Raw genomic sequence first — 15,600 nt, forward strand, 5'->3', positions numbered from 1 at the left:
CACTACATAGTGCATGCCGTGCTGCATTGCAACATTTTTTTGCACTGCACAACAAACTTGCCGTCGGGGATTTCTGGTGTTTCGTCGGTTCCGTCCTGCAAAAATCGGAGCGGACCACAGCCCTTTGTCGGTAAGCCATTGGCCGGACAAGGGAAGACGAAAACAGGCAATCAGGACCGGAAAAACGATACAACCAAAGCAGGAAATTTTCAATGAAACACTTGTGACACCTTGCGCGGGGCTCTGGCGCCCTGCGCAAGGAAAAATGCCGGCCGGATTATTTTTTCTGGGTGGCCTTGGCAGCGTCCTGAACGGCCTTCGTTGCCGAGTTGGAAAACTCGCGCGCCTGTTCGCCGAGGGATTCCATCTGCCGGCGCAGATAGTCCTGCTGCAGCTTCATCATGTCCTCGACATTTTGCGCCTTGACCAGTTCCTGCGCAAACTTGAAAGCCGCATCGACATGCTCTTCGGCATAGTTCAGCGCCTTCTTGTTCACATCCGCAGCACCGGCCTGAACCGCATTCGCGCTGTCTTCCGCATTGCTGACAGCCTTGTGGGTCGCGCCCATGAAGTCGTCAAAGGCCTTGCGGGCCTGGTCGACGCTCTTTTCCGCGAAATCGCGCATTTGGTCGGGAATTTCAAAACCGGTCTTGTCTGTGCTCATGTCGGCGCTCCTCAGGTCGACGAAAGATGTCAGGAGGGTATCCTGAAATCCTTCCATGCCAAAAATTCGTAACACGACGATGGCATTCCGGCAAACTTGTCCGGTCGGATTAACCACGCCTTCATGTAACCCCTTTAGCAACCTTGCTTTACGTGGACTGTGTTGGAGATTGCTTGTATTAACGGAGTGTTTACCACTTTGGGCAAATCCGGCCGCCACGCACCCGTCAACCGGTGTTGCAGACCAGTTTGGAGCAGAGCCATGGACGAACAAACCCTATCATTCCTGGAACTGACTGCCATGGATGATCTGGTTCAGCTTGTCGCCGACAAAAGGGCAGCCTGGCTCTGGTCGGCAGACGGGGCGCGTATTCTATGGGCGAATGCTGCCGGTGCTTCCTTTTTCTCCGCACAGTCCGTGGCCGACCTGGCCAACCTGACGTCGCTCGAGCGCTCACCCGCCCGTCCGCATATTGCCCGCATTGCCGAATCCGGCCCTACAGACAAGTTCAGCATCGACCGGCTTCGGTTTTACCGGGGTCTCAGGGTCATGCTGCTGACCTGCCAGTGCATGCGTATCGAGCTGGAAAACGGTGAAGCCGCTGCCCTGATTGTCTGTGGTGACAAGGGTCTGTCCATGACGAAAGACGCGGTGCCGGCTTTTGCACAGATACTGCGTGCCGATGATGCCACCGTGTTCGTGACGGATGCCGGTTCGGTGGAAGGCTGCTTTGGTGAACTGAAAGGAACGCCGGAAGACCTCGACCTGCCTGACGGACAGACGGCGCTTTTCGGTCCTCTGGAACTTGATGGTAACTTCCATGAGGGCGTTGTTCTGAAGGTGACGGACCGCCAGAAGCTGGTGGTCCTGGAAAATCTGCCTCTGGCTGATCCCGGCACTGAAGCCGGGGAAGACAGCCCCGCAAGCGCGCAAGAAGCGGACGCCTCCGCAATTGAAGCCGGGCTGCTGGCCACAGGCGTTGCCGCTGGAGCCGCAGTTGCCGCTGACACTTCATCCGCGGACGAGGAAACAGTTTCCCGGATGGGTGAGGAAGACGCCGGTTGGGTTCGGGCCGACGAAGACGAGTTTGAAACCGCTGACGATATGGCCGCAACGCAGGCCGCCCCTGCCCCACCCGTTGAAGAACCTGTTGAGGACGACCTCGACGACCTGGCTGCCAGGGAGCAATCCATTGCCGCTGGTGTTGTCACCTCAGACGATATCTCCCCGATGGATGCCGGAGAGGCGGACCTTGAAGCTGCGTTGTCCGACCTGGAGGAGATTGAAGAGGACGACGGTGAGACGGCAGAGGACATCTCTGCCGATGCTGAAGAGGACGACGGCCTCGAAGAACTCGACCTCGAGGAGAATATCCTTGAGGAGACGACCGCCAAAGTCATGGCCGAAGACACCTTCGATGACACTGCGACGGAAGATGGGGACGGCTTTGTCTTTCAGCCACGGCGCAGACCTGTGCGCTTTGCCTGGAAGATGGACATCGACCAGCGCTTCACCTTTCTGTCCGACGAGTTTGCCGAAGTTCTTGGCCCTTCCTCAACCGACATTATCGGTCTGACCTGGAAGGAAGTGTCCGACGCTTTCGATCTCGACCCCCGTGGCCATATTGCGCGGGCGCTTGACCGACGCGACACCTGGAGCGGAAAGACAATCGACTGGCCGGTCTCCGGTGCGGACCTGCGCGTACCTGTCGACATGGCCGCCCTGCCCGCCTTTGACCGGAACCGGAAATTCGAAGGCTATCGCGGATTCGGTGTTTGTCGGACCGCAGATGCCGTGCCGGAGCATGGCAGCCAGCCCTCCGGCCCGACGCTGGCCGTTGTCGGGGCATCTGACACTGACAATCACACTGACGAAACCGAACGCGACACACTTGCGGAAGATGAAGCCAGCCACGTCGCTGCAACGCTGCAGGAAGGTGCGCCCGGTGCGGAAGCTGCCGACGTGCCCGTGGCGCCAGAGGTGGAAGACGACATTGCCACCGCGGGCGATGACAACGGACATGAAAACGTCCGCTCTGAAACAGGTGATGAGACGACAGGTACATCAACTGGTGAGGCTGGTACCGATGAAGCTGGTTCACCAGACGCAGCACAGCAGCAGGCAACCGCGGAGGCAGCAGCCAAGCTTGCGGAATTGAAACCGGCAAAACCGGATTCTTTCGCGGGCAAGACCTTTCTTGGCGCAAGCGCGGCTGCTCTCGTCGGTTCCCTGGCAAAGTTCACCGGCAAGGCCCCGCAACGCCCGGCAGACCCGCCGGTAAAGGCAGATGAACCCGCCAAGGCGGATACCCGACACCTTGAAACCGACACGTCTCCTGAGGACGTTGGCCCGGATGCCGACAAGGATTTCGACGATCTGCCCGGCGCAGCTCTCGACAGCAAGTTCAAGGCCCTGGAATCCGGCCTGCAAGATGCACCGGAAGACGAAGCTCTTCCCGAGGAAAGTGACCTCCCGGAGACTGGCGAAGACAAGCCCGTCTCCGGCAGCGATGAAACCGTTCCTCAGGACAGTGAAAGCGCTGAGGACACCGGAACTGCAACCGACGAAACGGACGATGCGCCGGAAACAGTCGTCGATGACGCCGATGCAGTAGCTGATGATGAAGACCCTGAAGACGAGGTCAGCGACACGTCGAGCGAAGACACCGCCATCGTTGATGACGACACTGAACTGGCAGACGAAGACGAAGCGGACGCCGACAGTGAGAACTATGCTGCGACCGACGAGCTGACCGGTGAAGAGACAGGGGACACCAACACAGCCGTTGCAGTGCCCACTCCAGCGAGTGCCGAACCAACCGGTATCTCCGGGCCAGCGGCGCTGAAACCGGCTGAAATCGAAAGCGCGGTCAAGTCACTCGCCAAGGCTTACAAAGAGGCGGAAAAGAAGTCTCGCGACCTCTTTGAGGAAGAAGAAGACCCCACGACCCCGGAAGACGACGACATGTCGTCCACAGCCGTCGCAACTGCCGGAAGTGACGAGGACCAGCAAACGGGAACCGATGAAGCTTCGGCTGAAGACGAAGATCTGTTCGAGCCCGAGCCCGCCTTTGAAGACACCCATTTCGATCTTGTTGAGGAGGAAGACCGCGAGATCGAGGCCGTGGCTGCGTCATTGGAAACGGACGATGCGGCTGAAGAGCGTGAGTTCTTCGAAGAAACCGCAGCCTTCGAGAGCGAGGACAAGGCTGCCGAAACCGCCGACGCCGATGAGCCGGCCGAACCGAAACCGACAGGCCAGGTCATCCCGCTCGCAACGGTGAAACCGCGCGTTGTTCCGGTGGATACCTCCGGTCTTTCCCGGCCCGAACGTCAGGCCTTTCGCAAGATCGCCGAAGCCCTTGGAGCACGGCTGGAGGGCGACCTTGAAGATTTCGATGCGCCCGATCCGGTGGAACCGGTCGAAGAGCTGCCGCCCGAAGTTCCGGAAGCCGGCCCTATCGATCCGAGCCTCCTGGACCGCCTGCCCATCGGCATCGCCATTGCCCATGACCGGGAAGTTCTCTACGCCAACAAGGCGCTGCTGAGCATGCTTGGCTACAAGTCGATCACCGCGCTCTCCGAGGCTGGCGGCCTGGAAGCACTTTTCATCGACGATGCGGAAGAATTGCCGGACGCCGAAGGCATGGATGGTGAAGTCGACGAGACCATGAAGATGCGCCTGTCGGATGGCGGTGTCCTCAATGTCGACGCTCATATGCATTCCGTTCCGTGGAACGGCACGCGCGGTCTGATGATTTCCATCACCGAACGCAAGGCCAAGCCGGCACCTGCGACTGCCGCTCCGTCTTCGCCGAACTTCTTTGCGGAAGTCCGCTCGGAACTTGATAGCGCGCGAAACCAGATCGCCGAGATGGACACCATTCTGGAAACGGCGACCGACGGCGTTCTCGTGCTTGATCAGAACGGCACGATCCTGAAAGTGAATGGCTCCGCGGAGGCGCTTTTCAGCGCCAACCGGTCCGACATGATCGGAGCGCCTTTCACGGATTTCCTGGCGCCCGAAAGCCACCGGGCGGCGGCCGACTATCTGGATGGATTGTCGCGCAACGGTGTTGCCTCGATCCTGAACGATGGCCGCGAAGTGCTTGGCAAGGTTCCGACCGGCGGGCTCATCCCGCTGTTCATGACCATCGGCCGGATCAGCGGCAACAAGGACGACGTAAAGTATTGCGCGGTGCTGCGCGACATCACCCAGTGGAAGACGGCAGAAGAAGAGCTGACCCAGGCAAAGCGCCAGGCTGAAAACGCCAGCTCTCAGAAGTCGGATTTCCTGGCGAAGATCAGCCACGAAATCCGCACCCCGCTGAACGCGATCATCGGCTTTTCGGAAGTCATGATGGAAGAGCGCTTCGGCCCGATCGGCAATGACCGCTACAAGGACTATCTCAAGGACATCCGCACTTCCGGCTCGCATATCATGAGCCTGATCAACGATCTCCTGGACCTGTCCAAGATCGAGGCGGGCAAGCTGGATCTGAAGTTCTCCGCCGTCTCGACCAACGACGTCATCAACGAATGCGTTGCCCTGATGCAGCCGCAGGCCAACCGGGAGCGTGTCATCATCCGTGCCAGCCTGCCGGAATCCGTGCCCGATGTCGTGGCTGATCCGCGGTCTCTGCGCCAGATCGTGCTGAACCTTCTGTCCAACGCGATCAAATACAACAAGTCCGGTGGGCAGGTGATCCTGTCGACGGCGCTGGAAAGCAACGGCGAAGTCGCGCTGCGGGTTCGCGATACCGGCACCGGCATGACAGCCAAGCAGCTGGCTGCGGCGCTTGAGCCGTTCCGGCAGCTGCATACCTCCAGCCGCGGTGGCGGAACCGGGCTTGGCCTGCCGCTGACCAAGGCACTGGTGGAAGCCAACCGGGCCAGCTTCCATATCGATTCCACGCCGGATCAGGGCACCCTGGTGGAAATCATTTTCCCGACACAGCGGGTGCTTTCGGAGTAATGCCGGGCTCCCGACAGGAGAGCGCCTTGGTTGAAGTCGACAGCAATATCTGGATCCTTGAAGGGGACACTGTCTCCTTCTACGGATTTTGTTACCCGACCCGCTGTGTGATCGTTCGCCTGCCGTCCGGCAAGCTGTGGGTCTGGTCACCCATCGCCTTGACGCCTGCGGTCCGGCAGCAGATCGATGCCCTTGGAACCCCGGCACATCTCGTCAGTCCCAACAAGATCCACCATCTCTTTCTGCAGGACTGGAAGGCGGCCTGGCCGGAGGCCAGGCTCTGGGGACCCCAGAGCACCATTGCCAAGCGTACGGACCTCGCCTTCGAACCGGCGCTGGACGAGGCGGTGCCAGATGCATTCGAAGGCGCCATCGACATGGTGCGCTTTTCCGGTTCTCCGGTGATGGACGAGTTGGTGTTTCTGCACCGGCCCTCGGCAACTGTCATCCTGGCCGATCTCAGCGAGCATTTCTCTCAAGGTTTTTTGCACCGGCACTGGAAACCCTGGCAGCGCTGGATTGCCGGTCTTTGGGGCATTGTCGAAGGCAAGGGCTATGCGCCCCTGGAATGGCGGCTGAGCTTTTTCGACCGCCGAAAGGCCCGAACCTGCCGGGACAGGATCCTTGCCTGGTCACCGGAAAGGGTGATCATGGCGCACGGCGTCTGGCAGGCAAGCAATGGCACAGCCTTCCTGCGGCAGGCGCTTGCCTGGGTGTGACAGTTTTTCACGCCAGCTGGTAACGCGTTCGTGATCAGCCTTTCAAAGCAACCTTGAATAACCATCAGGCCTAAAGTCGAGTCTTAAACTCCTGTATTCTCACCGGTTTTCGGCAAAATAGTGGAATGCAATCCTCCAGTTAGTTTTGAATCATTCTAAAGTATTGATTTTGCTTGATTTATTGACTTGAAGCCCTGCTAGCGACATATTCCCGGCAAGCTTTTGACCTCGCGTCCGAGCAACAAGAACCATATCAACGGGAGAGTTACATGAATTCCACTTTCCGCATCCTGGCAGGCGCTGCCCTGCTGTCTTCGGCAACCCTTACCGCTGTACCCGCATTTGCCGACGGGGAAGTGAACATCTACTCCTATCGCCAGCCTTATCTGATCGAGCCGCTGCTCGACGCTTTCACCAAGGAAACCGGCATCAAGACCAACGTGGTCTTTGCGTCTGAAGGTCTGGGCGAGCGTATTGCGGCTGAAGGCGCCAACTCTCCGGCCGACGTTCTCTTGACCGTCGACATCGGGCGCCTGGACGGTGCCAAGCAGCTCGGCATTTCACAGCCGGTTGTTTCTGAAGTCGTCAATGCAAACGTTCCGGCAGAGTTCCGCGATCCGGAAGGCCACTGGATCGGCCTGACCAACCGTGCCCGCGTGATCTACGCTTCCAAGGAACGCGTCGACCAGGACAGCATCACCTATGAGGAACTTTCCGATCCGAAGTGGAAGGGCCGCCTGTGCACCCGTTCCGGTCAGCATGTGTACACCGTCGGACTGGTCGCCTCGATGGTCGCCCACCATGGTGCGGAAGAAACCGAAAAGTGGCTTGAAGGCGTTCGCGACAACCTTGCCCGCAAGCCTGCCGGCAACGACCGCGCCCAGGTCAAGGCCATCTTCGCCGGCGAATGCGACATCGCACTCGGCAACACCTACTACATGGGCCTGATGCAGACCAACGAGAAGGAACCGGAACAGCAGACCTGGGCCGACAGCGTCCGCATTCTGTTCCCGAACACCGACGACCGTGGCAGCCACGTGAACGTTGCAGGTGTCATCCTGACGAAGAACGCACCGAACCAGGACAATGCGGTCAAGCTGATCGAGTTCCTGTCTTCCGATGAAGCTCAGCGGATCTACGCCGAAACCAACCATGAATATCCGGTCAAGCCGGGCGTAGCGGTTTCCGAGCGCGTTGCAAGCTGGGGCGAGTTCAAGAAAGACACCCTGTCACTCGCCGACATTGCCGAGAACCGCAAGACCGCCAGTGAGCTGATCGACGAAGTCGGCTTTGATGACGGCCCGGCCTCCTGAGGCCATATCGACAAAAAAGACAGGCGCCGCATTTTGCGGCGCTTTTCTGTTGAGAGCAAGGAAGGCGGACTTTCAAACTATTCTGGGGCCCGCCATTGCCGGACTTGATCCGGCAATCCATGCCGTTCCCTGTCGACAAAATTCAGAGGTGACGTCGATCCGATCCTCGACGGCATGGATGCCATGGTCGAGCCATGGCATGACGAAAAGAAAACCACCGCAAAAATCCAGGTCATGCCTCGGGATCTCTTGGCTTTTGCATTTTCCGGGTTTTGCCTATAGAGCTTCCTGCGAACCATTCTCAAAGAAATGACAGGCCTTGCTGCGCACGCCCACCCTCACTTTTGCTGACCGTTTCTGGCAAATTGCATCGCTGGCGATTGCCACGCTGGTGCTGTTGCCACTGGCGGCGATCGTGTGGATCGCGCTGACACCGACGGGCGAAGTCTGGGGCCATCTTCTGACAACGGTTCTGCCCGGCTCCCTGCAGACGACGGTTTTGCTGATGCTCGGGGTCGGCTTGACCACAGGCATCACCGGCGTTGCCACGGCCTGGCTGGTGACGATGTGCAATTTCCCGGGAAGAAAGGTCCTCGACTGGGCCCTTCTGGTGCCCCTTGCGGTGCCGACCTATATCGTCGCCTTCGCCTATGTCGAAGTGCTCGATTATACCGGGCCGGTCCAGAGCCTGATCCGCACGCTTTTCGGTTTCAAGACGTCCAGAGACTACTGGTTTCCCGAAATTCGTTCACTGGGCGGTGCCATATTCGTCATGGGGGCGGTGCTTTACCCTTATGTCTATCTGACGACCCGGGCGAGCTTTCTGATCCAGTCCGCCTCGACGCTGGATGTCTCGCGTACCCTTGGCGCTTCGCCTTACGGGCTGTTCTTTCGTGTCGCCCTGCCATTGGCACGTCCCGCCATCGTCATCGGCATTTCGCTTGCCTTGATGGAGTGCCTCAACGATATCGGGGCGGTGACATTCTTCGGCGTGAAGACCCTGACCTTTTCCGTCTATGACACCTGGCTGCACCGTTCCAGCCTCGGTGGCGCAGCCCAGCTCGCGCTGGCCATGCTGGTGATGGTGTTCCTGCTATTGTGGCTGGAACGGTTCGGGCGGCGGAAACAGCGCTTCGACAGCGGCGGTGGCTCCAAGCACCGGCCGCCGACACGCTTCGAACTTGGACGCTGGCAGGCTGCGCTTGCTTTGCTGTTATGCCTGGCGCCGGTCTTTGTCGGCTTTGTGGTTCCTGGCCTGCTGCTTGCCGACCTGGCCAGCCGGCGCCTGGAAGGTTTTTGGGACAGCGGTTTTCTGGATGCCGTCTGGAACAGCCTCAGCCTCGCTGCCATTGCAGCGCTGATCACCGTGCTCATTTCCGTTGCCCTGGCCTATGCCCTGCGTCTCAACCCCAGGGGCCCATTGAAATTTGCCGTCCGGCTTGCCTCGATCGGTTACGCCATTCCGGGCACCGTTCTCGCCATCGGCATTCTGGTGCCGCTGGCCGGCTTCGACAATTTCCTGGATGCCCGCATGGAGGCCTGGTTCGGTATCAACACCGGCCTGCTACTGCTGGGGAGTGGCACCGGCCTTGTGTTTGCCTATGTGGTTCGCTTCCTTGCAGTTTCCTACGGCCAGGTTGAAGGTGGCTTCGGCCGGATCACACCTCATCTCGACATGGCGGCGCGCACGCTTGGCCGCAACAGCGGTCAGACCCTGACGCAGATCCACCTGCCGATCCTGAAACCGGTGCTGTTGTCCGCAGCCCTGCTCAGCTTCGTCGATTGCATGAAAGAGCTGCCGGCAACCGTTCTCCTGCGTCCGTTCAATTTCGAAACCCTGGCAACCACCGTGTTCGAGGCCGCCTCGCGCGAAGCCTTTGGCGAAGCGGCCCTGCCCTCGCTTGCCATCGTTCTGGTCGGTCTCATCCCGGTCATCTACCTCGCCCGTTCCAGCGCCTCGTCCTTCCGGACGCAAACGTCCAAGCGGCAACTGGAGCCGGTCGTCTGAACCAGGGCAGCCATGCCACCTCGCGCTCGCGTCACGCCCACCTCACGCCCACCTCGCGCCTTGACAGCCTCCGGGCGAACCGCGTCAATGGCGGCATAGTTCAGACAATTGCCGGGACAGTTTCGCGATGGAAAAGAAACACCAGATAAACCTTTGGTACGCCTTCATTGCCATGATGCTGGTGCTGATGTTCCAAAGCTGGTGGACCACCTACAAGACCGTCGAGCAGATCCCCTACAGCCAGTTCGAGCAGTACCTCAAGGACGGAAAGATCGAGGAGATCGCCGTCAAGGAGAACTTCATCGAAGGCAAGTTCAAGGCCGAACTGAAGGACGGCAAGCAGTATTTCGTCACCACGCGCGTCGAGGTTCCGCTCGCCGACGAACTCAGCAAGTATGACGTCAAATACACCGGCGTCGTCCAGAACACCTTCATTCGCGACATCCTCTCCTGGGTACTGCCGGTCCTGCTGCTGTTCGGCCTCTGGATGTTCTTCATCCGCAGGTTTGCCGAAAAACAGGGCCTTGGCGGCATGATGACGGTCGGCAAGTCAAAGGCGAAGGTGTTTGTCGAAAAGGACGTGAAAGTCACTTTTCAGAATGTTGCCGGCGTGGATGAAGCCAAGCGGGAACTGAAGGAGATTGTCGATTTCCTGAAGGAACCGGCTTCCTATGGCCGTCTGGGAGCACATGTGCCCAAGGGCATCCTGCTGGTTGGCCCTCCAGGCACAGGCAAGACGCTTCTGGCGCGCGCCGTGGCCGGTGAAGCCGGTGTGCCGTTCTTTTCGATCTCCGGCTCCGAATTCGTGGAGATGTTCGTCGGCGTCGGCGCCGCACGAGTGCGCGACCTCTTCGAGCAGGCCCGAAAGGCCGCCCCTGCCATCATCTTCATCGACGAGCTGGACGCACTGGGCCGGGCACGTGCCTCAGGCCCGATGGGCACCAATGACGAAAAGGAACAGACGCTCAACCAGCTCTTGACCGAGCTCGACGGGTTTGATCCGTCCAGCGGCATCATCCTGCTGGCAGCGACGAACCGGCCGGAGATCCTCGATCCTGCCCTCCTGCGCGCCGGGCGCTTCGACCGGCAGGTGCTGGTCGACCGGCCGGACAAGATCGGCCGGCGTGCGATCCTCGATGTCCACGTGAAGAAGATCAAGCTGGCCGCAGATATCGACCTCGATCAGGTGGCCCAGCTGACAGCAGGGTTCTCCGGCGCCGACCTTGCGACGCTGGTCAACGAGGCGGCCCTCCTGGCAACACGTCGGAAGGCGGATGCCGTTACCCTGCTGGACTTCAACGAGGCCGTGGAGAGGGTGATTGCGGGACTGGAAAAGCGCAGCCGGATCCTGTCGGACAAGGAACGAAAAACCGTCGCTTTCCACGAAATGGGCCATGCCCTGGTTGCCGCCAACCTGGAAGGCTGTGATCCGGTGCACAAGATCTCGATCATCCCGCGCGGCATCGGCGCGCTCGGTTACACGATGCAGCGGCCGACCGAAGATCGTTTCCTGTTGTCCGCTCTCGATCTGGAAAACCGCATGGCTGTCCTGATGGGCGGCCGGGCCGCAGAAGAGATTGTCTTCAACGAGATCTCCACCGGGGCTTCCGACGACCTGCAGAAAGTGACCGAAGTCGCCCGTGACATGGTCATGCGATACGGCATGGATCCCGACCTCGGCAATCGCGCCTATGCCACCCAGCGCCAGAACTTTCTCGGCCAGCCTGCCGGAGACGTTGCCGAGGTTTCCGAACAGACCCAGCGGGAGATCGACCTTGCCATCAAGCAAAGGGTGGAAGCAGCCTTCCAGCGCGCCAAGGCGCTCCTGAACAGCCATCGCGGCGAACTGGACGAAGGGGCCTCACTGCTGCTTGCAAAGGAAACGCTGACCGATCAGGACTTCCCCGCAATCCGCCCCCTTGCCGAACGCCGGAAGACCGAGGCGGCGGAGTAAGACCGGTTCGTGGCAACGTCTAATTGCCTTACGCGGCGAACGTGCTGCCACCTTTCGGCTGTGCTCCGGCGGCCAGGCGCGGATGGTTGCCATCCATCAGAAATGCCTTCGACCAGGCTTCGAAATGTTCTGCCGGCATCGGCCGCGCGAACAGGAAACCTTGCGCAGTCGTGCAGCCGTTCTCAGCCAGGAAAGCGTGTTGTTCTTCCGTTTCGACGCCTTCGGCAACAACCTCGTAATTGAGGCTTTTCGCCATTGCCAGAATGGTCTGAACGATCGAGCGGCTGTGATGGTCATCGGCAAGACCACTGATGAAGCTTCGGTCGATCTTGAAGGTGTTGAACGGCAGACGCTGAAGATGCGCCAGACTTGAATAGCCGGTGCCGAAATCGTCTATCGCAAAGGTAATGCCGGCTTCCAGAAGCGGCTTTGCCGCCTCCGAGATTCGCTCCGGATCCCCCATGGCAACGGTCTCCGTCACCTCAAGCTGCAGCAGCTCGGCCGGAAAGCCCGTGATTTCCAGAATGTCGAGGACGCGGGCGGTGAAGCCCGGCTTTTCAAGCTGGCGAATGGAAACATTCACGGCCAGCGGCAGACGTTGACCATGATCGAGCCAGACCCGGCCCTGTCGGCAGGCCAGTTCCAGCACCCTGTCACCCAGGCGCGTGATCAGATCGCTTTCTTCGGCAACATCGATGAAACATCCCGGTGCCAACAGGCCACGTTCGGGATGGTCCCACCTGGCCAGCACTTCGGCACCAACCACTCTCAACGTGGTGCAATCGATCTTGGGCTGAAAGGCGATGGTGATCTCGTCCGCCAGAAGGGCCCGTTTCAGTTCCGCTTCCAGACGGATGCGTTCGTGTGAGCGGGAATCGCGCTCGATTTCGTTGAAGAAGCATGCACGGTTGCCGCCGGTTCGCTTGGCCGCATACATGGCAATGTCCGCGTTCTTCAGGATAGCGGTGTAATCCTCGCCGTCATCCGGATAGGTCGAGACGCCGATACTGGCCCCAACGGCCATTGTCAGACCGTTGATTTCCAGCGGTTGCTCGACGCATTGCACCAGTTGATCCGCGAGTGTGTAGACGTTGGACATGGGCTTTTCAGCCGGCAGGACGATGGCAAACTCATCGCCGCCAAGCCTGGCGACAAGTGGTGGAAATGCCGTCTTGCCTGCCGCAACCTTGTCCGAGGTGTTCAGCAAGCGCTGTAGCCGCGCTGCCACTTCCTTCAACAGTGCGTCGCCATGATCGTGTCCGTAGCTGTCATTCACCCGCTTGAAGCGATCAAGGTCAATAAACAGAACGGCCATCCGGACCGGCGTGCCGTCCGCAAGCTGCATGTTTGAATTGAAGTGCTGACGGAAGCTCTCCCGGTTCGGCAGCCGCGTGACCGGGTCCACAAAGGCAAGCTCGTGGATGCGGGCCATGTTGTTCCGAATGGTTCCGACCATATCGCGATAGGCGCGAGCGAGAACACCGATCTCGTCGGTTCGTTCAACCGGGAAAGGCGCGTCAAAATTGCCGGCACTAACCGTGTGGGCGGTCTGGGTCAGCGCCTTGATCGGCCGGACGAAATTTTCCGCAAAATGAAACGTCACCGGAACACAGAATATCAGGAGAACAAGGGTGATGACGATGTTCCGTCCCCAGATGGCGAACAGCATGCCGTTGGCCTGAAGCCGTTTGACCGACACCAGCGCAACACCGAGAACCGGACTGTCTGCCGTCTCGCGCACCGGCAAGGCTATTTCGATCCTGTCTCCGGTCTGGCGGATCTGATCGAGACCGGTTTGCAGGGACAGCGTGATCAGCGGATGCTGGTCCATTTCGTCGAAGTAGCTTGTGTCCGGATCGCTGTCGATAGTGACCGCACGCGCAGGATCGTGAACCTGCGCCAGTTCGACCACGCCGCTGCCAGCAATGCTTTCCAGTTCCTGTTCAAGGATCAGATAGTGGTGGTTGGTCAGATGCGGTACGGCCAGTCGGCTGACGGTCGCCCCGATGGCTCGCGCGTCCGAAACCACCCTTTGCTCCTCGTCCCGCAGGTCCAGGTAGCTCGCCACCATGATCATCACGACCGAAAGCGCCAGAAACAGGCCGGCCACCAGCAAGACAAAGCGGGTGCGCAGGCTGGGCAGCCAGGTCGACAGGACTTTTATCAGCTTTGAGACAGCCCTATGCGTTCCAGGCACGCCAAACACCCCTTGCGAATACCTGAACACCATACAGAACAAGTCTTGAAGGTGGATTGAAGAAGGTAAATGCCGGTGACCAGATCGCGTAAACACTGATCTGTTCTTTAGCCGGGAAATCGACTTTCCCGGCTTTTAAAGGATAACGGGTTATCTATGCTTGATTTATGCGGGTTAATCGCAGATCGATCTATTAACGAATTTGGAAATTTCCTCGGCAATTCTACGAATTGGTTCCAATTCGGGACAAATTGCGCCTGCGACACGTTCAAACAGTCTGTTTTTATTGAAAAAATCGATGATCTGGCTGGATTGACCACGAAAAAAGGTGCCTGCGGGACCGCAGACACCTTGATTTAAAACGACGCCGAAGCGCGCATCCTGCCTTATGACTGAAGCGTAGCCTGGGTCTTTTCCTTGACCTCGTCCAGCGTTACGCCGTCAGCGAGTTCAACCACCTTCAGGCCGCCTTCGACAACATCGAAGACACCGAAATTGGTGATCACGCGATCAACGCATTTCACGCCCGTAAGCGGTAGCGAGCATTCTTTCAGAAGCTTGGGATCGCCAGCCTTGGAGGTGTGATCCATGATCACCACCACGCGCTTGACGCCGGCGACGAGATCCATCGCGCCGCCCATGCCCTTGACCATCTTGCCCGGGATCATCCAGTTGGCAAGATCGCCGCCCTCGGACACTTCCATAGCACCCAGGATCGACAGGTCGATATGACCGCCGCGGATCATGCCGAAGCTGTCGGCAGACGAGAAGTAGCTGGTCTGCGGCAATTCGGTGATGGTCTGCTTGCCGGCGTTGATGAGGTCTGCATCAACCTCGTCGTCAGTCGGGAACGGGCCCATGCCGAGCATGCCGTTTTCCGACTGGAGAGTCACATGGACACCTTCCGGAATGTAGTTGGATACCAGCGTCGGAATGCCGATGCCCAGGTTCACATAGAAGCCGTCTTCCAGTTCCTGCGCGGCACGCTTTGCCATGTCATCACGAGTCCAGGCCATGATGTTTTCTCCCTCAGGCTGCGCGCGTGGTGCGCTTTTCGATACGTTTTTCGTGGCTGCCGACGATGATACGGTCGACGAAGATGCCGGCGGTGTGGATGTTGTCCGGATCGAGTTCACCGATCTCGACAATCTCCTCGACTTCCACGACACAGGTCTTGCCGGCGGTTGCCATCATCGGATTGAAGTTACGCGCGGTCTTGCGGTAGATCAGGTTGCCTTCCTTGTCGGCCTTCCAGGCCTTGACCAGCGACACATCGGCCACGAGGCCGGTTTCCATGATGTAGGTCTCGCCGTTGAAGTCCTTGTGCTCCTTGCCTTCGGCAATCAGCGTACCGACGCCGGTCTTGGTGTAGAAGCCCGGAATGCCCGCGCCACCTGCGCGAATGCGTTCGGCCAGCGTGCCCTGAGGGTTGAATTCAAGCTCAAGCTCGCCGTTCAGGTACTGCTTTTCAAAGGTCGCGTTTTCACCCACGTAGGACGAAACCATCTTCTTGATCTGGCGGGTTTGCAGCAGAAGACCGAGGCCAAAGTCATCGACACCGGCATTGTTGGAAATGGCCGTAATGTCCTTGGCTCCGGAATCCCGGAGCGCCACGATCAGATTTTCCGGAATGCCGCAGAGGCCGAACCCGCCGGCCATCACCGTCATGCCGTCAAAGGTCAGCCCCTCGAGGGCGGCCTTTGCGTCCGGATAAATTTTGTTCATGTTTCACTCCCGTTTAAGACCGCTACATGCGTGAGGCGCACATTCG

At 59.2% G+C, this 15,600-nt stretch carries 9 protein-coding genes; 5 read left to right on the plus strand and 4 right to left on the minus strand.

Going from position 1 to position 15,600, the window contains the following annotated elements; translation table 11 throughout:
* Positions 1 to 277: 277 nt before the first annotated feature.
* A complete protein-coding gene (locus FIV05_RS01505; protein ID WP_031269792.1) occupies positions 278 to 664 on the minus strand; it encodes a phasin in 387 nt (128 codons plus the stop codon).
* A 261-nt stretch (positions 665 to 925) separates the two neighbouring features.
* Here FIV05_RS01505 and FIV05_RS01510 point away from each other — a divergent pair, with 261 nt between their 5' ends.
* The 5 genes from FIV05_RS01510 to ftsH all read left to right on the plus strand — a co-directional run bounded on the left by FIV05_RS01510 (position 926) and on the right by ftsH (position 11,632).
* Positions 926 to 5,638, plus strand: a complete 4,713-nt coding sequence (locus FIV05_RS01510; protein ID WP_152508436.1) for an ATP-binding protein — start codon at positions 926 to 928, stop codon at positions 5,636 to 5,638.
* 26 nt (positions 5,639 to 5,664) lie between these two features.
* Entirely contained in the window at positions 5,665 to 6,357 is a 693-nt protein-coding gene (locus FIV05_RS01515) for a DUF4336 domain-containing protein (protein ID WP_152508437.1), read from the plus strand.
* A 269-nt stretch (positions 6,358 to 6,626) separates the two neighbouring features.
* Positions 6,627 to 7,670, plus strand: a complete 1,044-nt coding sequence (locus FIV05_RS01520; protein ID WP_152508438.1) for a Fe(3+) ABC transporter substrate-binding protein — start codon at positions 6,627 to 6,629, stop codon at positions 7,668 to 7,670.
* 319 nt (positions 7,671 to 7,989) lie between these two features.
* Positions 7,990 to 9,678 carry an iron ABC transporter permease gene (locus FIV05_RS01525; RefSeq protein ID WP_152508439.1) on the plus strand — a complete coding sequence of 563 codons (1,689 nt, stop codon included), beginning with the start codon at positions 7,990 to 7,992 and terminating at the stop codon, positions 9,676 to 9,678.
* 127 nt (positions 9,679 to 9,805) lie between these two features.
* On the plus strand, positions 9,806 to 11,632 hold the full coding sequence (gene ftsH / locus FIV05_RS01530) for an ATP-dependent zinc metalloprotease FtsH (RefSeq protein ID WP_152508440.1): 1,827 nt from the start codon (positions 9,806 to 9,808) through the stop codon (positions 11,630 to 11,632).
* A 28-nt stretch (positions 11,633 to 11,660) separates the two neighbouring features.
* Here the strand turns inward: ftsH and FIV05_RS01535 are convergent, their stop codons facing one another.
* From FIV05_RS01535 to FIV05_RS01545, 3 genes are all read right to left on the minus strand, one after another.
* Positions 11,661 to 13,829 (minus strand): EAL domain-containing protein, encoded by a 2,169-nt coding sequence (locus tag FIV05_RS01535; protein ID WP_152508441.1) that lies wholly within the window; start codon positions 13,827 to 13,829, stop codon positions 11,661 to 11,663.
* Between the two features lie 386 nt (positions 13,830 to 14,215).
* Positions 14,216 to 14,845, minus strand: a complete 630-nt coding sequence (locus FIV05_RS01540; protein ID WP_023002181.1) for a CoA transferase subunit B — start codon at positions 14,843 to 14,845, stop codon at positions 14,216 to 14,218.
* A 13-nt stretch (positions 14,846 to 14,858) separates the two neighbouring features.
* Positions 14,859 to 15,554, minus strand: a complete 696-nt coding sequence (locus tag FIV05_RS01545; protein ID WP_023002182.1) for a CoA transferase subunit A — start codon at positions 15,552 to 15,554, stop codon at positions 14,859 to 14,861.
* Positions 15,555 to 15,600 lie beyond the last annotated feature (46 nt).

The organism is Labrenzia sp. THAF191a, from assembly GCF_009363335.1.
GTDB lineage: Bacteria > Pseudomonadota > Alphaproteobacteria > Rhizobiales > Stappiaceae > Roseibium > Roseibium algicola.

Excerpts from the sequence above, each read along its gene's own strand:
- FIV05_RS01545 (WP_023002182.1), bottom strand. The coding sequence starts at position 15,554 with ATGAACAAAATTTATCCGGACGCAAAGGCCGCCCTCGAGGGGCTGACC.
- FIV05_RS01540 (WP_023002181.1), bottom strand. The coding sequence starts at position 14,845 with ATGGCCTGGACTCGTGATGACATGGCAAAGCGTGCCGCGCAGGAACTG.
- FIV05_RS01520 (WP_152508438.1), top strand. The coding sequence starts at position 6,627 with ATGAATTCCACTTTCCGCATCCTGGCAGGCGCTGCCCTGCTGTCTTCG.
- FIV05_RS01505 (WP_031269792.1), bottom strand. The coding sequence starts at position 664 with ATGAGCACAGACAAGACCGGTTTTGAAATTCCCGACCAAATGCGCGAT.
- FIV05_RS01510 (WP_152508436.1), top strand. The coding sequence starts at position 926 with ATGGACGAACAAACCCTATCATTCCTGGAACTGACTGCCATGGATGAT.
- ftsH (WP_152508440.1), top strand. The coding sequence starts at position 9,806 with ATGGAAAAGAAACACCAGATAAACCTTTGGTACGCCTTCATTGCCATG.